The organism is Arthrobacter sp. Marseille-P9274 (assembly GCF_946892675.1).
Lineage (GTDB): Bacteria > Actinomycetota > Actinomycetes > Actinomycetales > Micrococcaceae > Crystallibacter.
On record NZ_CAMPOV010000001.1, the window covers coordinates 814,359 to 835,363 of the forward strand.

The window sequence follows — 21,005 nt, forward strand, 5'->3', positions numbered from 1 at the left end:
GCCACCAGTCCAGCACCGAACGGTTGGTCCGATGTCGGGCGGGGCAGGCGACAGCGGCGGCGGGAATGTCCCCGCCGCCGCTTCAGGTGCCGCCGGTGCTGCTTCTTGGCCCCGTTCCTACTTCTTGGCGCCGGGGCCGGCGCCGATGGCCCAGACGCGCGGCGGGACGGTGCCGTTGACCGAGTAGTCGCCGATGATGCGCGCCTTGAAGACCCACGGGTTGTGGTTCGCGGCCGTGCGGGCGTTGCGCCAGTGCCGGTCGAAGTTCTTCTTCGTGCTGGTGCCCGAGGCGGAGAGCGCGTCGAAGATGTCCGAGGTGGCGCGGGTGGCGAGGTCGGTCAGGACCACCTGGGCCTGGGCGCTTTCGAGCTCGGCGAGGTCGTTGAGGTGCTCTTCGCGCTCGAGGTCGCCGAGGAACGCGGCTTCGTACGCGCGCTGCAGTGCCTGGGCGGCGCGCTCGACGGTGGCTTCGGCTGCGTAGCCGCGGGCCGAGACCTCGCCGATGACCTGCAGGATCTGCGGATCCTCGCGGAAGGAGTCGGCGTTGCCGTGCGAGAAGATGCGCGTGCGGTTGCGGACTTCGGTGGCGATGTCGCGCTCGGCGGCCTTGATGCTGCCGGCGAGGACGGCGAGCAGGACGACCTGGTAGAACGCGGTCTGGTACTTGAAGCGGGTGTCGAAGTCGATGACGTTCTCGGCCTCGACCACGGCGTCCTTGAAGGTGCTGGTGCCGGAGCCGGTGGTCTGCTGGCCGAAGCCGTCCCAGTCGTCGGAATGCGTGACGCCCGGCTGGTGCGCATTGACGACGGCGATGACCTTGACGTCGTTGTCCGTGCGCTGGGCGAAGGTGTCGATCCAGTCGGCGAAGATGCTGCCGGTCGAGTAGTACTTGGTGCCGTTGACGCGGAAGCCGCCGGTGGCCGAGTCCGGGTCCGGGCTGACCTTGGTGATGACGTCGCCGATCTTCACGCTGCCGACCTCGGTCCACGAGTTGCCCGCGATCTCGCCGTTCACGAAGCGCTCCAGCCAGACCGCGCGCTGCGGACCGGAGGAGACCAGCCGGTCCTCGACGAAGGCGAAGTGGCCGCGCAGCGCCTGCGGGATGTTCGAGTCCGCGGCGGCGAGCTCGGTCAGCAGGCGGAACAGCTGCGGCAGGGTGGCGCCGGCACCGCCGTCGGCCACCGGAACGCGCACGGCGCCGAAGCCCGCCTTGGTCAGCTCCTTGATTTGGTCGAACGGCAGCTGGTGGTCCTGCTCGCGGGCGCTGGCACCCTCGGCGATGCGCGCGAAGATCGGGCGGAAGCGGTTGGCAAGAGTCTCGTAGTCGGTCTCGGCGGCGTGCGTGGTGTGCGTGGTTACGGAGGTCATGACGGGCCTTTCGTTGTTGCGGGAATTTGGAAGTCTGGCGGGTCAGACGGCGGCGGGCGCCGGCTTCTGGACGGGCTTCGGAAGTTCAGCGTCGGCGGACGCGCGGACCTTGTCTGCCCGAGCGGGTTCGGGGTTGGGAAGTACGACGGCGGCGCGGCCGGTGCGCAGGGCCAGGAACCTTGCGGCCGTGAACAGGAGGGCGATCACGACGGCGGCTGCCGCGGCACTCCCCCAGCCCGAAGGCCAGGCACCGTTCAGCCCCAAAAGGGCGGGCAGCGTCGTCGTTAGTTGGCTGGTGAGCAGGGTGGCCCAGCCGGTGTAGGCGGTGAGCGCGGACTTGCCGAGGGCGAGGAGCAGGAAGAACAGCGTCCACAGCACGGCCCAGCTGGCCCACAGCACCGCGGAGAACGGGTCGGCGGCCAGGTTGGAGACCGCGTAGACCACCGCGAGCGCGGCGACGAGGACGCAGAACCAGCCGACGCCGGCCGAGCCGAGGTCGAACAGCGAGTTCAGGCCGACGTACGTGTAGGTCAGGCCGAAGAGGACGACACCGGCGGCGCTGAGCAGCTCGGCCGGATCGCCCGCGGCGGTCACGGCAATCAGGGTGGCCAGGATCAGCTGGAGGCCGCCGATGAGCAGGTTCAGGGTGCCGCTGTCGCGCGGCGGTATGCGTCCGAGCAGGGCCAGACCGTTGGTCAGCAGTGCCACGCCGGAGAGGATGAGGCAGATGAAGGACATGGGGAGGTTCCGTCTGTGCGGGAGGGCTCACGTTTGAGCCGGCTCGATGCTTGCCGGAACACGGTTGTGCCCGGCCGGATCTTCACCTGGGGCACCCCACCACGAAGAGGGTTGCCGTCCAACCAGCCAGGGCTTCGCGTTGGAACTCGTGATCTGTTGCAAAGGTATGCCGCGCCGGCGGCTGGCGGCAACGGTTTCCGGCGAACATGACGGAAGGTCACGTCCTGTTACCCGCCGCGCGGGTGAAGGTTGCAGGGGCTTGCCAGGTAGGCCCGCGGTCCGCTAGTGCAGCTGAGCGCCGGCCGGTCTCGCCGGGACTTCATTCACTGCAGCGGCCCTGCCGGCCGGCGGCGTCCAATCAGGCGAGTCCCTTGTCCTTGAGCCAGGCGGCTGCGGCGTCACGGGGGTTCTGCTTCGCGTCCCCGGAGACCTGCTCGTTGAGCTGCATGAGGTCCTCAGTGGTCAGTACCTGCGAGACCTTGTTCAGGATGTCCCTGGCCTCGCTGCCGACGGTGTCGGTGCGGATCAGGGGAAGCACCTGCTGGGCCGCGAAGAGGTCCTTGGTGTCCTTCAGCGCGACCAGCCTGTTCGCCGCGATCGACGGGGAAGTGGTGAAGATGTTGGCGGCCTGGACCCGGTCGTCCAGCAGCGCCTGGAGCGTCAGCGCCCCGCCGCCGTCGCTAAACGGGACAAACTCCTTCGGGACACATCCATAAACTGCCTCAAGCCCCGACAGTCCCTGCGGACGCTCCTGGGCCTCGGGCGGCATTCCGAGGGCAATACGGTCACAGATTTTGCCCAGGTCCTCGAGGGATTCCAGTCCGTGCTTGTCCGCAGTCTGTTGCGTGACGACGAGCGCGTCTTTGTCCTCCGCGGCAGCCGGTTCCAGTACCGCAAGCCCCTTCGGCAGCTTTCCGGGCAGTTCCTTCATCACTTCTTCGGCGCTCCGCGCTGAGGTGCCCTCGTCCAGATAGCGCAGAAGATTGCCGCTGTAATCGGGCACCAGGTCGATGGAGCCGTCCTGCACTGCCCGGGCGTAGACCTCGCGGGAGCCAATCCGCGGTTTGGTTGCCGCGGGAAGGCCTCCGGCGTTCAAAGCCCCTGCATAGATCTCGGCGAGGGTCTCGCTCTCCGGGAAATTCGCCGATCCCACGAGCAAGGGCGCCTGGGACCCGGCCGCCCCGGCGCTGGCTTGTCCGTCCTCGAACGGACTGGCGCTGCAGCCGACCATGCCCAGGACGAGCAGGAGCCCGGTGATCAGAACCGCTGGAAGCCTGACGGTGTTCCGCATGGAAGTGTTCCTTAGAGGTAGGTCCGCTGTGCTCACAGGCTAGACGACTGAAAGCGGCGCAACCAGAATCCGCAGGTTTCTTGCGCGGGTTGTTGGCAGATTAACCGGCAGAGGTTCAGCACCCCGGAAACGACATCGCCCCGGGCGCCTAGGCTTCCCGGGGCAATGCCGCCGCCCCTTCGCGGGAGGGGCACAAAGGAACGGGTCTGGGGGTCGGCCCCGCTCCGCGGCCGGGCCGTCCCAAGGAGGACGGGCGATCCGGCACACTCTGAGTCTGCCTTCCGCGGCGCCGGCGAACCAGATTCCAGTTCTGGGGATGGGAGGAACCCCCAAATGAGTGGCTGCGGGCGTTCATATGCTTTGCTATGCCAGCGGACCGGTAGATTCCGGACGGTGACCCGAACGCGTGTCCGGAGCGCCGCCGTCGTAATTTTCACTATCCTGAAGGCTGGTTTCCCGCTCCCCCCACGGACGCACCGGGTCCTCCGCGGGCGGCCTGCGACGACAAGGAAATGCTGACTAGATGATGGCGAGTGCAGCCGGTTCCGGCGGAGAGCCCGACAAGCCGCGGAACCGTGTATCCGATGCCGTCCTGCGGTCGGTGGGTTTCCTATCCTTCTTCGACCGCTTCGGCACGCCGCCGATGCTCGTGGTGCTGGCTGACCGGACGGGCCTGTCGCTCGGCCAGGCCGTCCAGCTGGTGGCGGCGTATGCGCTGCTTTACGCCATCGGGCAGCCGGTGTGGGGGCTGCTGAGCGACAGGTTCGGCCGCCTGGCGATCCTGCGTACGGCGTTGGCAGGGGTCCTGGTCGGGTCGGTGGCCAGCGCGCTGTCCGGCAGCTACGTCCCGCTGCTCCTGGCGCGGGCGTTCACGGGGCTGATGGCCGGCGCGCTGTATCCGACCCTGATGACGATCCTCGGCGATACGCGGACCGGGATCGAGCGGGCCCGCGGGCTGTCCGACCTGCAGATCTATTCGTCGCTCGGGACGACCATCGCGGCCCTCGCCACCGGCACGCTGGCCGCGCTGGTGGACTGGCGGCTGGTGTTTGTGCTGCCGGCCGTAGGCTGCCTGGTCCTGCTGATCCTGCTGCGCGGGTTGGAAATCGACGGGCACTCCGGGCGCGGCGGCGTCCGGCTGGGGCACGCGTTCTCGCCCTCCGCCCTGGGCATCTACGGGCTGGCGGTCCTGGAGGGCGCCGTGCTCATGGGAATCCTGACGTACATCGTCCCGGCCCTGCAGCACGCCGGGGTTGGGGTCAGTCTGGCCGGCATGCTCGCCGCAGGATTCGGCGTCGGAGTAATCCTCGGGGCCCGCATCATGCGCCGGCTGGTCCAGGGGTTCACCCGCACCCAGCTCATCGCCATCGGAGGAGCCGTGCTAGTCACTGCGTTCCTGGTTTCGTCGCTGTGGCACGTCCCCGCAGCGTTAACAACGACGGCGGTGCTTGTCGGCGTTTCCAATGCCGTCCTTCACTCCTCCATGCAGGGATGGGCCACCGACATCGCCCCGCAGGCCCGTGCCACGAGCGTCGCACTGTTTGCCGGCTCGCTGTTCCTCGGCAGCTCGCTGCAGAACTTCGTCACCGCCGGGCTCGCCGACGACCGGCAGTACGGCACGATCTTCCTCCTCGGCCTGGTGGCGAGCATCTTCCTGACGGTTATCGCCGCCCTGGGCCACGCCTCCTGGAAGCAGAAGCAGACCTGAGCCAGCCGTTAGTTGATGGCACGTGTCGGGAAATTCGCGCTAAGTACGACGGCGATCTCCCGCGCCTGGGCGAGGTCCTCACCGGGCCCTGACCCTTCTATGCCGCGGCTTCCTCTCCTGTCCTACACACGACCCATTTTCGAGTGCGCTGAGAAGATGCGCTCGATAGCGTTGATTTATGGCAGTCAGGACGTTCGAAGCGACTCGGGAAGCCGCGGGCTTCCTCGCTTCGATGCGCGACGAACTCCAGGAATTCGCGTCCGTCTTCCGTCAGGAGGCCGTCCTGCAGAGCCCCGGAGTCCTGGCGGAGTGTGTGGGGCTGTTCGAGGATCTTTCGAGGACCGTCGAGCAACTGCAGTTGACCGGCGCGCATGCCATCGAGCAATTGGGCGTGTCCACCATGACGGGCCGGGACCCGGGCAACCCGGAGTCGAAGTCCGAATTCCGGGACACCGCCGACTACCTCCGGGCCCGGCTGCGGATCAGCCGGAGCGAAGCCCGGCGCCGGATCCGAGTGGGTGCCGGCACGATGCCGGAGACCCTCATCAGCGGCGGCGAGGCACCGCCGAAGTATGAACACCTGGCAGCCGGACTGGCAGAGTCTGAAATCGGCGGCACGGCTGCCACGCTCATCCACGACACCCTGGAACGCATCCGCCCGGTCGCCGCTCCGGACCACCTGGCCGCCATGGAGCAGCAGCTGACCCGGCAGGCGGCGGAGGCGGATTTGGATACGCTCCGCATCGTGGCCAGGAGCTGGGAAGCGGCCATTGATCCGGACGGACGCGAACCCAGTATGGAACAGCTCGCCGCCCAGCAAGGCGTCTTCATCAAACGGAAGCGCTGGGGCCTGCACCGGCTCGAAGTGTGTGCGACGGATGAACAGTACGAACACCTGATCACCGCCATGAACACGGCAACCAATCCGCGACTACAAGCGACCTTCGAACCCGAAAGCGGCCAGTCTGGAACGAACGCGGGCCGTGATTTAGCTGTCACGGCCGAAGGCGGCGAAGCTGCCGGGGCCGAAGCCGCGCTCACGGACGACGATGCGCCAAACCCGGACTGGCCGATGCCCACCCGGCCCCAGCTACTGCTTCAGGGTCTGGTCGGAGCCTGCAAGATCGCGCTGTCCACGGACAAGCTTCCCGCCAGCGGAGGCCACCGGCCCCAGGTCATGGTCACCATCGACTACCAGGACCTGATGAGTGCAACCGAAGCCGGCACCTCGGGCCAGGCCGTCTTCACCGGACTCATCACACCCCGCACGGTCCGCAAAATGGCCTGCGACGCCGACCTCATCCCCATCGTGTTCGGCGGCAAAGGCGAAGTCCTCGACATCGGACGCGCACAGCGGCTCTTCACCCCGGCCCAGCGCCGCGCCCTCGTCGCCCGCGACAAAGGCTGCGCCTTCCCCGGCTGCACCATGCCAGCCCACTGGACCGAAGCCCACCACATCCGCTACTGGAAGAAACACAAAGGCCGCACCTCCGTCGCCAACGGCGTGCTCCTCTGCTCCTTCCACCACCACCTCATCCACGCCGGAGACTGGATCATCGAATCGATAGACGGGATACCGTGGTTCATCCCGCCCGCCTACACCGACCCATCCCAAGTCCCACGACGCAACAGATACCGGCACCCCCTGTCCTTAAACGCACAGGCCAATTGACAGCTCCGTCACGAAGCGACGGCCGCAGCCCAGGTCTCACAGGGTCACCTCCGCGGACGACCGCCGGAAGAACCCGCCCAAGGCTGCCACCAGCTTGCGGGCACTCGGGGTTGGACCGATGCCATGGCCCGTAGGAAATGGCCGGTGTCCCGGGCGCCCCGGGTAGCGGATGACGAACGTAAACCCTCGGCGTGCTCGATGGCCAGTTAGCGTGGCGGTGTCAACGCAGGAGGACTAATCGGCGGGAGTGCCGACACGGGAGGGGAGTAAACGCCTTGAGGGACTAATCGGCGAGCGCGATGACTTCCAGTCTGTTACCGGGCCCGGCGATCACCAGGACGCGTTCGGCCAGGATATCCACCAGCGCCCGCTCCAGGCGCACGGCTTCCGATTCCTCCTGTCCAGGCCCTTCCCGACCTGCGACCGGCAGTTGCTGCGAACCGGCTCGTGTCCAGACCGTGACCGGGGCGCCGGTCACTTCCTCTGCCGCCCGGCGCCAGGGTTCGGGGTCTCCCGCGGCCACCAGGACAATGTGGCCGATGGGCCGCGACCGGCCGGGCGCGCGGGAGGGGACGGCCGGCCGCTCATGCCGCCACACGCTGAAGTGGTATCCGGCGACCAATCCGGTGGCTGCCAGCAGGCCGAACGGCGCGCGGATCCGGTCAACCAGGCTGCCCGGCGTGGTGCCGTCGAGCAGGAGTTCGAACACCCGATATCCGATCACTAGCAGGGTCACCAGTGCCACCACCGCGCTGACACCGAACACCGTGATCAGGTAGACCCTCCGGCCTGCCGGTTCCGCTGGAGCCGCCGCTGCCCGTCCGGGTTTGCCCGGCTGCCAGCTGCGCCACCACAGGGGTCCGCCGACGACGAGGGCGCTGATCCCGCCGAGCAGTAGCGTGCGCGGGTCCGTTCCTGCCAGCGTGGTGCCGGCGAGTGCGAGGAGGGAATTCACGACGACGCCGATTCCCGTCGCTGCGGCTGCCAGGGCCACCCCGCACACCACGAGTCTCGCTCCCTCCCGGGTAGCTTCCGCCCGGCCGGTCGCCACCGAGGAGTGGTAAAGCCAGACCACCGTGCCAACCGCTGCCGCCGCGACCGCAAATCCCAGCGGCTCCAGCAAGTCCCCCACCGGCTCGGACCGGTCAAAAGCAAGCCGCAGAATAATGAACAGCAGTGTTCCCCAGCCCGTCACGGCCAGCACGCTGGCTCCGAGGACGCCGGCCACCACGAGCGCCACGTCCGCGAGCCGGGAGCGCAGGCGCTTGCCTCCTTCGTGGATCCAGTGCCACTGCCAGAGGAGGATGCCGGCAACGGCCCACGCAAGGGCCTGCAGTGCGAACACCCACCACGGCTTGCCCACCGCCGTCGTACCCGTCAACGAATCAACCGCTGAGTCGAACAGCGCGGCCAGCGCGGTGACGCTGCCGCCGGCGCCAATGACCAGGCCGTAGACGGTTCCGGCGACAGTGGGAACCTGGGCGAGCCGGAGGGGGCCCTTTCCGGCATGCCGCCACATCCACCGGTGCCCGAACCAGACGGTGCCCCAGACCAGCGCGCCGCCGATGGTCATTCCCCATCCGGCTGTCCGGCCGGCGATCAGTTCGGACAGCGTGGCCAGCAGCGAGGTCGTGGAGATGATCATTGAGACGATGTACATCGCGGCAACGTAGAGGCCCCAGGCCAGTGAGGAACGCTCGGCCGGTTCTGCCAACCGCCGCCACACCGACCACCAGAGAACTGCGGCCAGCGGACCACCGATGAGGAAGAAGGCGAATCCCTGCGCGAGGCCGGCGACGTCGCCGGCCACGAATTCGGACCCGATCCCGAACAGCCGTCCCAGCAGGGCCGCGGCGCCGCTGGCGGCGATGCACACCAGGACGAAGAGCAGCGTGTAGACGACCAGATGGCGCACGGTCCGCTGCACGGTCCCCGCGCCGGGGCCCGGGGCCGGTGCCAGCGCCGCCGTCACAGGGACGCCGCCTTGCTCGTGCACAGGGCGAACTGCCAGGGCGTCGACTCGACGAGCCACCGGCCGTCCTCCTTGACGAGGTCGAAGACCTCCTCGGTCTCGTATTCGGACATGCCGAAGGGTCCGCCGTCGCTGGAGGTCACGATGAGCACCTTCACGTCGGCTGAGCTCTCCCGTTCGACCGTGGAGATCAGCGAGACCCGGAGATTGTCCGTGTAGGGCTGCTCCGGCTCGCTGCAGCGTTCCCGCGCGTGAGCAGTCAGATACTGCGCCGCCGCGTCCTCATCGCCGTCGATGATTGCGGCCGTGTAGCGCTGGACCACCCCGGCGGGGGTGGCGGCGTCAAGGGGTTTCGGCGCGCCCCGGGTGAGAACCAGGGCCAGCGCCGCGACCACGAGGACTCCGACCAGGACCAGAATCCCGAGCAGCAGGCGCCGCGGCCGGGTCGCAGAGTCATTCATGGCATCAGTATGACCGAGCGTGCAAGGCCCGGCTATGTCCGGCGCGGACGTGTTTCCGCGGCCTGGGCGGCGGCGCCGAGGCCCAGGTTCCGGCGGGCGAAGTCGAGCGTTTCGCCCAGCCATTCCTCGCGTTCGCCCGCGCCTCGGGCCTTGCGCGTGCTGACCTCCGCGACGACGATCCCGGGCCAGCCGCTGCTGCCGAGATGCTGCAGGCTCTCCGCGCACGGCTGGTCGCCATGTCCGGGAACCAGATGGTCATCCCAGCTGGTGTAGAAGCCGTCCGCCAGGTGCACATGGCTGAGCCGGTCCCCCAGCAGCTTGATCTCCGCCAGGGAATCCACTCCGGCGGAGGCGGCGTGCGAGAAGTCCCAGGTGATGTGCTGGTAGTCTAGCGGACGCGGGTCCCAGTGCGGCAAGTAGGCCTTGGTTTCGCGCCCGCGGACCTTCCACGGGTACATGTTCTCCACCGCGATGGTGACCCCGAAGTCCTCCATGATGTTGCGGATGCCTTCGGGGAAGTTCTCGGCGTAGCCGGATTGCCAGCGGAACGGCGGATGCACGACGACGGTGGAGGCGCCGACCTCGGCCGCCATGGCCGCGGACATGACGACCTTGTTCCAGGCCTTGCCCCAGACCTGTTGGGTCAGCAGCAGGGTCGGCGCGTGGATCGCGACGATCGGCTGCTGGTAGCGCTCGCGCAGGTTCCGGAGCGCGTCCGGGTCCTGCGAGTCCTGGTTGTTGGTCACCATGACTTCCACGCCGTCGTAGCCGAGGTCCGCCGCGACGGCGAACGCGTCGTGGACCGCCAGCGGATAGACGGAAGCGCTGGACAGTGCCACTGGTATCCCGGCGCCGTTGCCTGGGGCAGCGGCCGCCGCCGTCACGGCCGCACGTTGCCGTTTGCCGACGCGGGCTGGAGCGCCTTCTGGACCAGCGCGGTCCCAACCGGACGGACCGGGGCGTCGCTGTCGTAGAGCAGGTGGTCGAAGCGTTTGAGGATCAGTCCCTCCCGCAGGGCCCACGGGCAGATCAGCAGGGTGTCGACGTCGAACATTTCCATCGCGGCCTCCGCAACCATCGCGCCGGCCAGCAGCTGTGGCGCCCGCACCCGGGAGACGCCGGGCAGGTGGACGCGGTCCTCGACCGGCATGGCCACCAGGCGCTGGGTCCAGAGCGAGAGGTCGTTCCGGCGCAGTTCCCGGCGGACGTAGGGTCCGGCGGCCGACGGCGCCGCGCCGGTAATGCGCGCCAGTGACCTGAACGTCTTGGACGTTCCCGCGACCAGGTCCGGCACGCCGAGCCCGTCGAACTGCTTGATGGCCGGTTCGAGGGTATTGCGGATGTGGTTCCGCAGGTCCTTCACGCTCCCCGCGCTGGGCGGGTCCTGCGGCAGCCATTCCCGGGTCAGGCGGCCTGCGCCGAGCGGCACCGACACCGCCACCTCAGGTTGCTCGTCGCGGGCCATGGCCATCTCGAAGGAACCGCCGCCGATGTCCAGGTCCAGCACGGTACCGGCGCCCCAGCCGTACCAGCGGCGAACGGCCACCAGGGTCATCGTCGCTTCCTCTGGCCCGCTCAGCTCCTGCAGCTCGACGCCGGCCTCCCGCTTGACCCGGGCGAGCACCGCGTCGCCGTTGGTCGATTCCCGGATGGCGGAGGTGCAGAACGCCAGCATGTCTTCGGCGCTGTGCTGGACGGCGAAGCGCCAGGCCTCGCGGACAAACGAGACCAGCTCCCGCTGGCCGGACTCCGTGATGTTGCCGGCACGGTCCAGGTAGGCCACCAGCGACAACGGACGCTTGTGCGAGGCGAACGGGACCGGCCGCGCGCCGGGGTGGGCATCCACGAGCAGCAGGTGGACCGTGTTGGAACCGATATCGAGGACGCCTAGACGCATGGTCCCATTATGTGGCCTGAGGTCCGGGCCAGCTGAACGCAGACCGGATCGCCCGGAGCATAGCGGCGGACCGGCGGCATCCGGGCCTTACTTCTTGGCGGCGGCTTTGCGCCGCGTCGCCGGCTTTTTGGCCGGGCCTTTCGCCCGCTTTTCCTTCAGCAGTTCGATCGCCTGCTCCCGGGTCAGCTGCTCGATGGTGGTCGATCGGGGCACCGTAATGTTCGTGACGCCGTCGGTAATATACGGGCCGAAGCGGCCCTCCTTGACCACGATGTTCTTCTCCGACACGGGATCGACGCCGAACTCGGCCAGCGGCGGGACCGCGGCCTGCCGCCCGCGCTGCTTGGGCTGCGCATAGATTTCCAGCGCCTGCTCGAGGGTGATCGTGAAGATCTCCTCCTCGGAGCCGATCGAGCGCGAGTCCGTGCCCTTCTTCAGGTACGGCCCGAAGCGTCCGTTCTGCACGGTGATCTCGTTGCCTTCGGCGTCCGCGCCCAGCACCCGCGGCAGGCTGAGCAGCTTCAGCGCGTCCTCCAGCGTGACGGTGTCCACGGTCATCGACTTGAACAGCGAACCGGTCCGGGGCTTGATCTTGGCAGGCTTCTTCGGCGGCTTCGGCTTGCCGTTCTTGTAGTACTCCACCGGCTGGTTGGCGAGTTCCTCCGCCGTCGGCTCCGGGATCACCTCGGTGACGTACGCGCCGTACCGGCCCTCCCGGGCCACGATGGTTCGCCCGGTCTCCGGGTCCTGGCCCAGCTCCCGCTCGCCGGGGCCCTGGGTCTCCATCAGCTCCAAAGCCTTTTCCGCGGTCAGCTCGTCCGGCGCCAGGTCCTCCGGCACGTTCGCCCGCTGCGGTTCCTCCGCGCCTTCCTGGCCGGCCCGCTCCAGGTACGGCCCGAACTTGCCCACGCGCAGGGTGATGCCGTCGGCGATGTCGATGGAGTTCACGACGCGGGGATCGATCTCGCCCAGGTCGTTGACCACGGTGCTGAGCCCGGTCTCGTGCCGGTCACCGTAGTAGAACCCGTTGAGCCAGTCCGTCCGCTTGGCCTCGCCCGCCGCAATCCGGTCCAGCCCCTGCTCCAGCTCTGCGGTGAAGTCGTAGTCCACGTAGTCGCGGAAGTGGTCCTCCAGCAGCTTGACCACGGAGAACGCGATCCAGCTCGGCACCAGTGCGGAGCCGCGCTTGCGGACGTAGCCGCGGTCCATGATCGTCGAGATGGTCGCCGCGTAGGTCGACGGGCGGCCGATTCCGCGGTTTTCCAGCTCGGCCACCAGGGAGGCTTCGGTGTAGCGCGGCGGAGGCGAGGTTTCGTGGCCGACGGCGGTCACTTCCTGCGGCGTCAGCCCGTCACCTTCGGCGAGGTTCGGCAGGCGCCCGCCCTCGGTGTCGTCCTGTTCGTTGCGGCTGGCGTCCTTGCCCTCTTCGTAGGCGGCCAGGAAGCCGGGGAAGGTGATGACCGTGCCCGAGGCGGTGAACACGGCGTCGCGCCCGTCCGAAGCCGTGGCCCCGAGCCGGACGGTCGACGTCGATCCGCGGGCATCCTCCATCTGGGAGGCGACGGTACGCTTCCAGACCAGTTCGTACAGCCGGTACTCGTCGTTGCCGAGCTGGCTGCGGACCTGCCCCGGGGTGCGGAACGAGTCGCCGGCGGGACGGATGGCCTCGTGTGCTTCCTGCGCGTTCTTGGACTTGCCCTTGTAGACGCGGCGCGACTGCGGCACGTATTCGGGGCCGTACAGTTCGGAGGCCTGCCGACGGGCGGCGTTGACGGCCTGGTCGCTCAGCGCCGGCGAGTCCGTACGCATATAGGTGATGTAGCCGTTTTCGTACAGCCGCTGGGCCAGGGACATCGTGGTCCGGGCGGAGAACCCGAGCTTGCGCGCGGCTTCCTGCTGAAGCGTGGAGGTGGTGAACGGGGCCGCGGGGCGGCGGGTGTAGGGCTTGTTCTCGACCGAGCGGACCGCGAACTCGGCGCCCTGCAGCGCCTCGGCCAGCGCGGTGGCGGCGGCCTCGTCCAGATGCACGGCGCCGCGGGTCTTGAGCGCGCCGCGGTCGTCGAAGTCGCGGCCGGTGGCCACGCGGTCGCCGTCGACCTGCGCCAGCTTCGCCTTGAAGCTGCCGCCCTTGGCCGTCTCCAGCGGTTCGACGGTGGCCAGCAGGTCCCAGTAGGAGGCCGAGCGGAACGCCATCCGCTCACGCTCGCGCTCCACCACCAGCCTGGTGGCGACGGACTGGACACGGCCGGCCGACAGCCCGGCCTTGATCTTGCGCCAGAGCACCGGCGAGAGCTCGTAGCCGAACAGCCGGTCCACGATGCGCCGGGTTTCCTGCGCGTCCACCAGGTCCGTGTCGATGTCCCGCAGTTCGTTCAGTGCGCGCTGCAGCGACTCGGGCGTGATTTCGGAGAACGTCATCCGGTGCACGGGAATCTTCGGCTTCAGCACTTCGAGCAGATGCCACGCGATGGCCTCGCCCTCGCGGTCACCGTCAGTGGCCAGATAGAGTTCGTCGGCGTCCTTGAGCAGCGACTTCAGCTCGGCGACCGTCTTCTTCTTGCCGGGCGAGACCACGTAGTAGGGCTCGAACCCGTTCTCGACGTCGACGGCGAACTTGCCCACCGAGGTCTTCTTCAGCTCGGCCGGCAGGTCCGATGGCTGCGGCAGGTCACGGATGTGGCCCACCGATGCTGTGACCTCGAAGCCCTCGCCGAGGTACCCGGCAATGGTCTTGCTCTTGGCAGGAGACTCGACGATGACGAGTTTCTTGCCGGTCTTCTCGCGGGCCTTCGCTGGCACGTTGCTCCTACTGACGAATTGCTGTGGTTCTGCGGGTGCGTCGCCGCCGCTGGGGCTCGACGGTGCTTACCTGCACTAGGGTAGCCGCAACATTAGCGCAAAACGGAAGCGGGGCCGCCCACGGAAGTCTTCCGGAGGACTCAGGCGTCGTCGATATCGCCCGGCAGGAACGAGAAGACGTAGTAGAGCTTTTCGGCGCCCTCTCCCCGTTTGTCGGGGTTGGTCGTCGGGCTGTATTCGAGCAGGATTTCGCCGATCCGGCGGCCCAGATCCGCGCGCTGTTCGGGCGTCAGATAGAACCGGCCGGTGCTCAGCGCCGCCAGGTGCCCTTCCTGCCGCCAGGTATCCGGGTTGGGGGTTTCCTTGTCCCGCTTCACATATTTACTGAGGCGTTCTCGCAGGTCGTTGAGTTCGACGTCGACGACGCCCAGCGTTGCGGCGCGGCTGTCCGCCACCGACGTCACGTCCAGCCGTCCGGCGGCCGCCTGCCAGTGCCGCTCGCGGCCGTCGCCCTGGTTGGCGCTGCGCTTGACGAAGCCCCACTTCTCCAGCGCACGCAGGTGGTAACTCATGGCGCTCGGGGTCAGGCCATGCCGCTGGGCCAGTTCGGTCGCGGTAGCCGGCTGCTGGGTATCGAACAGCTCCTCGATGACTTTCAGGCGCACCGCATGCGCCAGCGCCCTGATCGCCCTGGCATCGGAAATATTGACCCGGTCCGCCGGGCCGTTCGAAGCCTCCCCCGCGACAGGGTCGAGGGAGGGCGATGCACCTTTTGTCATGAACAGTAAGTCTATCCCGCCGCGCGGGCCAGGTGACCAGCTTCATCCGCCGCGGGTGGCAGGGGTGCCGGCACCTGCATTACCGGGCCTCCGGCATGCCGCGGCCGGGTCATCACGGCGCCGCCGGATCCTCACGGCGCCGCCGGCTCGTCACGGCGCCGCCGGAAGCAGGAAGCCGTCCAGGACCAGGTTCCGGGTTTCCTCCAGCAGCCGCGCTGCGAATTCCTCCCCGGGCTGCTCCAGCAGGGCCGCCAGCGCGGTCACCAGCTGGCCCACGGTCAATTCGCCGTCGCTGGCGGAGACGAGGCCGGCCAGTTCCGAACTCATCAGGTTGGTCCGCCGCAGGCCCCCGCCCTGGCGCAGCAGGATGACGCCCGGGTGCTCGGCCCCCGGGCGCTGGTGCCGTTCCTCGGTGATGTCCTCCGCCACGGTCAGCCGCTGATCTGCGAAGTCCCTGCGGTGCGCGGCCAGCCAATCGTGCCGCTCCACGGCCGCCGCCAGGTGCGGCCCGATCGGCTGCTCCAGCGGATACGTCAGCTCCTCGAACCGCCGCAGCATCCCGCCGCTGCCATCGTGGGTCTGGACGTCGCCGGCCCCGGAAACCGACGTGCCGCCGTCGCGCCCCAAGACCTGCCCGCCGCCGTCGTGCCTCAAGACCTGCCCGCCGCCGTCGCGCCCCAAGACCCGCCCGCCGCCGTCGCGCCTCAGAGCCGCGCCGGAACGGCGCAGCCACACCATGCCGAACCCGACGGCCTCGACGTTCCGCGTCCCGAAGTCCTCCAAGTAGGCCCGGTAGACCCTCTCGTACAGCCGCGGATCCCGGTTCTCCGACGCGTCCCGCAGCCAGGTCTCGGCGTAGGCGGCGGGGCTGAGCTGCTCGCGCTGGATGACCCAGGCCTCGGTGTCCGGGTCCAGCCAGGACTCCAGGCGGCTGTGCCAGGACGGCGCGTCCGCGGGGATCTCCCAGTTTCCGAGCATCTGCGCCACGCCGCCCGGCGCCAGCACCGACGGCAGCCGGCGCACCAGCGTGGCCACGATGTCGTCCCCCGGCAGGCCGCCGTCGCGGTAGGTGAACAGCTCATCAGCCGCCGTCTCCGACGTCCGGGGCGTGATGACGAAGGGCGGGTTGGAAACCACCAGGTCGAACCGCTCCCCCGCGACGGGGTCCAGGAGGCTGCCCAGCCGCAGGCTGACGCGGGCGGCCAGGTCCTCCGGGTCCAGGTCCAGCGTGGGCGCGTTCAGCAGCAGGTTAAAGCGGGTGAACGCCAGCGCCCGCTCGGAGATGTCGGTGGCGGTCACGTGCCGCGCGTGGCTGAGCAGGTGGAACAGCTGGATGCCGCAGCCGGTGCCCAGATCCAGCGCGCGGTCCAGGTCGCGGCGGATGGTCAGCTGCGCCAGCGTCAGCGACGCCTGGCCGATGCCGAGCACATGGTCGTGCCGCAGCACTCCCGCCTGCTGGTGCGCGCCTAGGTCGCTGGCCACCCAGAGATTCGTGACATCGAACGCATACGGCCGCAGGTCCACGCTGGCGCGGACCCGCCCGCCGTCGTTAGTGGCCAGCCCCAGCGCGGCCAGCCCGTCCAGACCCAGCTCCGGCAGGGCGGCAGCCAGGTGCGCCTCCTCGACGTCCTCGCCCAGCAGCCATAAACGCACGACGGCGGCCAGCGGGTCCGGCGCATCGGCTTCGGGTTTCCGTTCGGTCGCCAGCTTGGCAGGGACCAGCTGGTCGCGGCCGAGCGCCTCATAGGCCGCCGGCCCCAGCAGCCGCTCGACGCCGTCGACGGTGTAATCGAGGGCTCGAAGGTCCCTGGCGAGGGCCGCGATCAGCCGCTGATCAGTACTCTGCGGGGCATGCGGAACGTTGCCGGTATTGAACTCAGTCACGGAGGAAAGTCTAGGCGGGGCGGGTGCGGGGAGGGGCAGGGCGTCCGGCCCGGCGGGCGAAGCGGACGAGCCGACGACCCAGGTTTCCGGCGCGGGTGAGCCGACGGCCCAGGTTTCCGGCGCGGACGAGTCGACGGCCCAGGTTTCCGGCGCGGACGAGTCGACGGCCGAGGCGTCCGGCGCGGCAGGCGGAACTGATCAGGCCGCGCTATCCAACTCTCGCGGCTTCGGTCCAGCCGTAGGAGTCATGCCGCGCAGCCGTCGGGACAGCGCAAGGTCTCCGGACTCGCGGCGCATTCGGTGCAGTACAGCGTGAGGTTCCGGCAGCTCTGGTTGGAGCAGTTCTCGAACTTGCTCGTGGGGGCCTGGCAGCGCACGCACTCGCCGATTGTCTTGGCCTCCGGCGTGAACTCCAGATGCATCCTCTTGTCGAAGACGTAGAGCGAGCCCTCCCAGAGGCCCCCGTCCCCGTACTGTTCGCCGTACCGGACGATCCCGCCGTCGAGCTGGTACACCTCTTGGAAGCCGCGGTTGACCATCAGCGATGAAAGGACCTCGCAGCGAATGCCGCCGGTGCAATAGGTGACCACCGGCTTGTCTTTCAGCCCGTCGTACTTGCCGGAGTCGAGTTCGCGGATGAAGTCATGGGTGGTGGCGACGTCGGGCACGACGGCGTCGCGGAACTTGCCGATCTGGGCTTCAAAGGCGTTTCGGCCGTCGAAGAAAACGACCTCTTCCCCTGCCTGTTCCTTCGCCTCGACGAGCTCGTGCAATTCCTCCGGCCGAAGATGGGTGCCGCCGCCGACTACGCCGTTTTCGTCCACCTTCAGCTCGCCCGGCGCGCCGAAGGAAACGATTTCATCGCGGACTTTGACGCTGAGCCGCGGGAAGTCCTCGGCGCCGCCGTCGGACCACTTCACGTCCAGGCCGCGGAAGGCCTGGTACTCGCGGGTGGTCTTGACATACTGCTTAACCGCGTTGATTTCACCGCCGACCGTTCCATTGATGCCGTCTCTGGAAATCAGGATCCGCCCGGTGAGCCCGAGCTTCTCGCACAGAGCCCGCTGCCAGAGGCGCACGGCCTCTGGGTCAGGAATCGGAGCGAAGGCGTAGTAAAGCACAATTCGGTTAAGAGCCACGTCTTTAAGGTTACGACGCAGCACCAAACCGCAGATTGTGACCGCGCCTGATCACCGGTGCATATCCAGAGTGCGCGAGGTTAGGTACTGTCATCCTATGGGCCTCGATTTCACTGCAGACGTACCCGATAACTTGCTCCCGGCCTGGGTCGCCGGCTGGTCGGCCTGCCGCGGCTACACGGCGGCCGAGGAGGCGGGCCATCCGGCCATTGTCCTCTCTGACAAGACGGGTGACTGGGAGTTTTTTGCCTATGAACCGGGCGACGAGGAATTCGCCGAACTGGCCAGGAACACCATCGCGTCTCCCAAGCGCATCTTCACAGTGCTGACGCGCGAAACCGAGCGTTTCAAGGCTCTGGCCCCGCAGCACGGTCTTCGGGTGCACCACAGTGACCAGTCCATGATGGTCACGAACATGTCCGACCAGGACGCCGAGGATCCCTGGTACCGCGACCCCGAGTTCAAGACGGAGATCGACCGGGACGGCAACGTGCATCGTGCCCGCGTCATGTTCGGCGACGAGGAAGCGGCCCACGGCGTGATGGCCGTTGTGGACGGCTTCGCTATCTTCGACCACATTGAAACGAATGAGAACTTCCGCCGCCGCGGCCTGGCGACCCACATCATGCGCGCCCTGGCGGCCTCGGCATTCGAGCACATCGTCGAGATGGGGCTGCTCATCGCGTCGCACGACGGCCGCATGCTCTACCAGCATTTGGGCTGGGATACCGTGTGCGACGTCATGATCCTCAAACCCACGGACGCTGCCTGAGGCGGCCGCCCGCAAACCGCCACGACGCTCGGCAGTTGCGCAGGGGCATCGTTCCCGGCGCTGTTAGCGCGATCCCGCGATTGCCGGTGCCATCCTGCCGCTGGCGCCGCGATCCAGCGGTTGCCCCAGCGGGATGAAACAATGCTGTGGTGGCCTTGCATGATTCGCTGATTCCGTTGCTCGGTTCCGGCGCCGATCCGGAACAGCTCATGCACGTGCGCGAAGTGCCGGCGCGCGAAGCCGTCCACGATCCCTGGCCGGACTGGGTCCACCCCGACGTCGTTGGTGCCTATGCATCCTTGGGTGTCGCGCAGCCGTGGCGGCACCAGCTCAAGGCGGCCTCGCAGGTCCATGCCGGGCAGCACACGATCATCGCCACCGGCACTGCGTCGGGAAAGTCGCTCGCCTACCAACTGCCCGCGCTGGATGCCATCCACCGCACCGCCCTCGAGGACCAGGCCCGTCTGGAGCCCACCGGCGCCACTGTCCTCTACCTTGCACCGACCAAGGCGCTGGCGGCCGACCAACTGGCAGCAGTGAAATCCCTGAGGCTGCCGACCGTCCGTGCCGAGACGTACGACGGCGACACCGACCCCGGTGCGCGGCGCTGGATCCGGGACCACGCCAATTTCGTGCTCGCGAACCCGGACATGCTGCACTTCGGCATCCTGCCCAACCACACGTGGTGGGCGCGGTTCTTCCGCCGCCTGAAGTTCGTCGTCGTCGACGAGGCCCACAGCTACCGCGGGGTCTTCGGTTCCCATGTGGCGAACCTGATGCGGCGGTTGCGCCGGGTCTGCGCGAGCTACGGAGCCGACCCGGTGTTCATCGGCGCCTCCGCCACGGCCGGCGAGCCGGCGGCCTCCTTCAGTCGGCTCATCGGAGCGGCGGCCGGCAGCGTCACAGACGATTGTTCCCCGCACGGCAGCACCACGGTCGCCTTCTGGGAACCGCAGCTGACGGACCTCAAGGGGGAAAACGGCGCCCGCGAGCGCCGAACCGTGATCGCGGAGACGGCCGACCTGCTGGCCAACCTAGTATCGGCAAGGGTGCGCACGATTGCCTTCATCAAGTCGCGGCGGGGCGCCGAAACCATCGCCAGCATTACGAAACGGCTGCTCGAGGAGGTCCATCCTTCCCTGCCCGGCCGGATCGCGGCGTACCGCTCCGGGTACCTGCCCGAGGAGCGGCGCGAACTGGAAGCCAAGCTGCGCTCCGGCCAGCTCTTGGGCGTCTCCAGCACATCGGCGCTGGAACTGGGGATCGATATTTCCGGACTGGATGCGGTGCTCGTCGCCGGCTGGCCGGGAACCCGCGCATCGCTGTTCCAGCAGATCGGGCGCGCTGGGCGAGCCGGCCAGGACGCGCTGGCCGCCTTTGTCGCCAGCGACGACCCGCTCGACACCTACCTGGTCCACCACCCGGAGGCGGTCTTCGACGTGTCCGTCGAGGCCACGGTCTTCGATCCCTCCAACCCCTATGTCCTGGGCCCGCATCTGTGCGCTGCCGCCCAGGAGCTGCCGCTGACGGCAGACGACGTCGAGCTCTTCGGCCCGTCCGCCGGCGGGCTGGTCGACGAACTGACGGCGGACGGTTTCCTGCGCCGTCGTCCGGCGGGCTGGTTCTGGACGCATGCAGAAAGCGCCGCTGCCATGGTGAATCTCCGGGCCGACGGGGGCGGTCCGATCAGCATCGTCGAGAGCGAATCCGGCACCCTACTCGGGACCATGGACTCTCCCCAGTCGCACTACCAGGCCCATACCGGGGCGGTCTATGTCCATCAGGGCACGACCTATTTGGTCGAGGAGCTCAACGAACAGGACCACTGCGCCATGGTCACGCGGTCCAACCCTGACTACTACACGCAGGCACGGGATGTCACCCAGATCGAGGTGCTCGGAGAACTGCGGGGCGAAGAATGGGGCTCCGTCCGTGCCTGCTTCGGCGATGTCAAAGTCACGACGAAGGTCATCTCCTTCCAGCGCAAGGCCTTCATTTCCAACGAGATTCTCGGCGAAGAACCCTTGGAGCTGCCGTCCCGCGAGCTGTTCACCAAGGCCGTCTGGTTCACCATCGATGAGCCGGACCTGGCCGCCGCCGGCCTGACCGCGGCGAGGATCCCGGGCGCCCTCCATGCCGCCGAACACGCCGGGATCGGCCTGCTGCCGCTCGTCGCGTCCAGCGACCGCTGGGACATCGGCGGGGTTTCGACCGCACTGCATGCCGATACCGGCAAGCCGACCATCTTCGTCTACGACGGCCACCCAGGCGGGGCCGGCTTCGCCGAGCGAGGCTACGACGCTGCGCGCATCTGGCTCTCGGCCACCCGGGACGCCATCGAATCCTGCGAGTGCGACTCGGGCTGCCCCTCGTGCGTCCAGTCGCCCAAGTGCGGCAACAAGAACAATCCGCTGGACAAGGCCGGAGCCGTCGTCCTCCTCAACGCCCTCCTGCACGCTGCCAAGACGCCCCTGGAACAGCCCGTCTCGTAGGCTCTCACGGCCGCGTAGGCATTGCCGGCCCGC

The 21,005-nt window shown here is 68.3% G+C and carries 15 protein-coding genes and 1 riboswitch; of the genes, 4 read left to right on the forward strand and 11 right to left on the reverse strand.

All coding sequences use genetic code 11. The annotated features are described in order from the left end of the window. Positions 1–117: 117 nt before the first annotated feature. From OC550_RS03665 to OC550_RS03675, 3 genes are all read right to left on the reverse strand, one after another. Positions 118–1,368 carry an acyl-CoA dehydrogenase family protein gene (locus OC550_RS03665; RefSeq protein ID WP_262103948.1) on the reverse strand — a complete coding sequence of 417 codons (1,251 nt, stop codon included), beginning with the start codon at positions 1,366–1,368 and terminating at the stop codon, positions 118–120. A gap of 42 nt (positions 1,369–1,410) precedes the next feature. Next, a complete protein-coding gene (locus tag OC550_RS03670; protein WP_262103949.1) occupies positions 1,411–2,106 on the reverse strand; it encodes an AmiS/UreI family transporter in 696 nt (231 codons plus the stop codon). A 41-nt stretch (positions 2,107–2,147) separates the two neighbouring features. Further along, a riboswitch (SAM riboswitch) is annotated at positions 2,148–2,260 on the reverse strand. Between the two features lie 204 nt (positions 2,261–2,464). Further along, positions 2,465–3,397, reverse strand: coding sequence for an ABC transporter substrate-binding protein (locus OC550_RS03675; protein WP_262103950.1), 933 nt, complete (start codon positions 3,395–3,397; stop codon positions 2,465–2,467). A 523-nt stretch (positions 3,398–3,920) separates the two neighbouring features. Here OC550_RS03675 and OC550_RS03680 point away from each other — a divergent pair. Further along, complete coding sequence (locus OC550_RS03680) at positions 3,921–5,105, forward strand: MFS transporter (RefSeq protein ID WP_262103951.1); 1,185 nt, start codon at positions 3,921–3,923, stop codon at positions 5,103–5,105. A 178-nt stretch (positions 5,106–5,283) separates the two neighbouring features. Next, entirely contained in the window at positions 5,284–6,777 is a 1,494-nt protein-coding gene (locus OC550_RS03685; RefSeq protein ID WP_262103952.1) for an HNH endonuclease signature motif containing protein, read from the forward strand. A gap of 283 nt (positions 6,778–7,060) precedes the next feature. On the opposite strand, the gene OC550_RS03690 is transcribed toward OC550_RS03685, so the two are convergent. The 8 genes from OC550_RS03690 to OC550_RS03725 form a co-directional block, all read right to left on the reverse strand. Continuing rightward, positions 7,061–8,749: a DUF5671 domain-containing protein gene (locus OC550_RS03690; RefSeq protein WP_262103953.1), complete on the reverse strand. Its 1,689-nt coding sequence runs from the start codon at positions 8,747–8,749 to the stop codon at positions 7,061–7,063. After that, positions 8,746–9,210 carry a hypothetical protein gene (locus OC550_RS03695; protein ID WP_262103954.1) on the reverse strand — a complete coding sequence of 155 codons (465 nt, stop codon included), beginning with the start codon at positions 9,208–9,210 and terminating at the stop codon, positions 8,746–8,748. Before OC550_RS03695 ends, OC550_RS03690 begins: the two co-directional genes overlap by 4 nt. 32 nt (positions 9,211–9,242) lie before the next feature. After that, a complete protein-coding gene (locus OC550_RS03700) occupies positions 9,243–10,055 on the reverse strand; it encodes a sugar phosphate isomerase/epimerase (RefSeq protein WP_262106240.1) in 813 nt (270 codons plus the stop codon). A gap of 35 nt (positions 10,056–10,090) precedes the next feature. Beyond that, complete coding sequence (locus OC550_RS03705; protein ID WP_262103955.1) at positions 10,091–11,107, reverse strand: Ppx/GppA phosphatase family protein; 1,017 nt, start codon at positions 11,105–11,107, stop codon at positions 10,091–10,093. A gap of 87 nt (positions 11,108–11,194) precedes the next feature. Then, a complete protein-coding gene (gene topA, locus OC550_RS03710) occupies positions 11,195–13,906 on the reverse strand; it encodes a type I DNA topoisomerase (protein ID WP_262103956.1) in 2,712 nt (903 codons plus the stop codon). A gap of 140 nt (positions 13,907–14,046) precedes the next feature. Continuing rightward, entirely contained in the window at positions 14,047–14,685 is a 639-nt protein-coding gene (locus tag OC550_RS03715; RefSeq protein WP_262103957.1) for a helix-turn-helix transcriptional regulator, read from the reverse strand. 150 nt (positions 14,686–14,835) lie between these two features. Next, the gene (locus OC550_RS03720; RefSeq protein WP_262103958.1) at positions 14,836–16,569 is read right to left on the reverse strand and encodes a methyltransferase; all 1,734 of its coding nucleotides are present in this window, start codon (positions 16,567–16,569) and stop codon (positions 14,836–14,838) included. A gap of 245 nt (positions 16,570–16,814) precedes the next feature. Continuing rightward, positions 16,815–17,708 (reverse strand): rhodanese-related sulfurtransferase, encoded by an 894-nt coding sequence (locus OC550_RS03725; RefSeq protein ID WP_262103959.1) that lies wholly within the window; start codon positions 17,706–17,708, stop codon positions 16,815–16,817. Positions 17,709–17,805: 97 nt separating this feature from the next. Between OC550_RS03725 and OC550_RS03730 the strand changes: the two genes are divergently transcribed. Together OC550_RS03730 and OC550_RS03735 are read left to right on the forward strand one after the other, a co-directional pair. After that, complete coding sequence (locus tag OC550_RS03730) at positions 17,806–18,480, forward strand: GNAT family N-acetyltransferase (RefSeq protein ID WP_262103960.1); 675 nt, start codon at positions 17,806–17,808, stop codon at positions 18,478–18,480. Between the two features lie 149 nt (positions 18,481–18,629). Beyond that, positions 18,630–20,972: a DEAD/DEAH box helicase gene (locus OC550_RS03735; protein ID WP_262103961.1), complete on the forward strand. Its 2,343-nt coding sequence runs from the start codon at positions 18,630–18,632 to the stop codon at positions 20,970–20,972. Positions 20,973–21,005 lie beyond the last annotated feature (33 nt).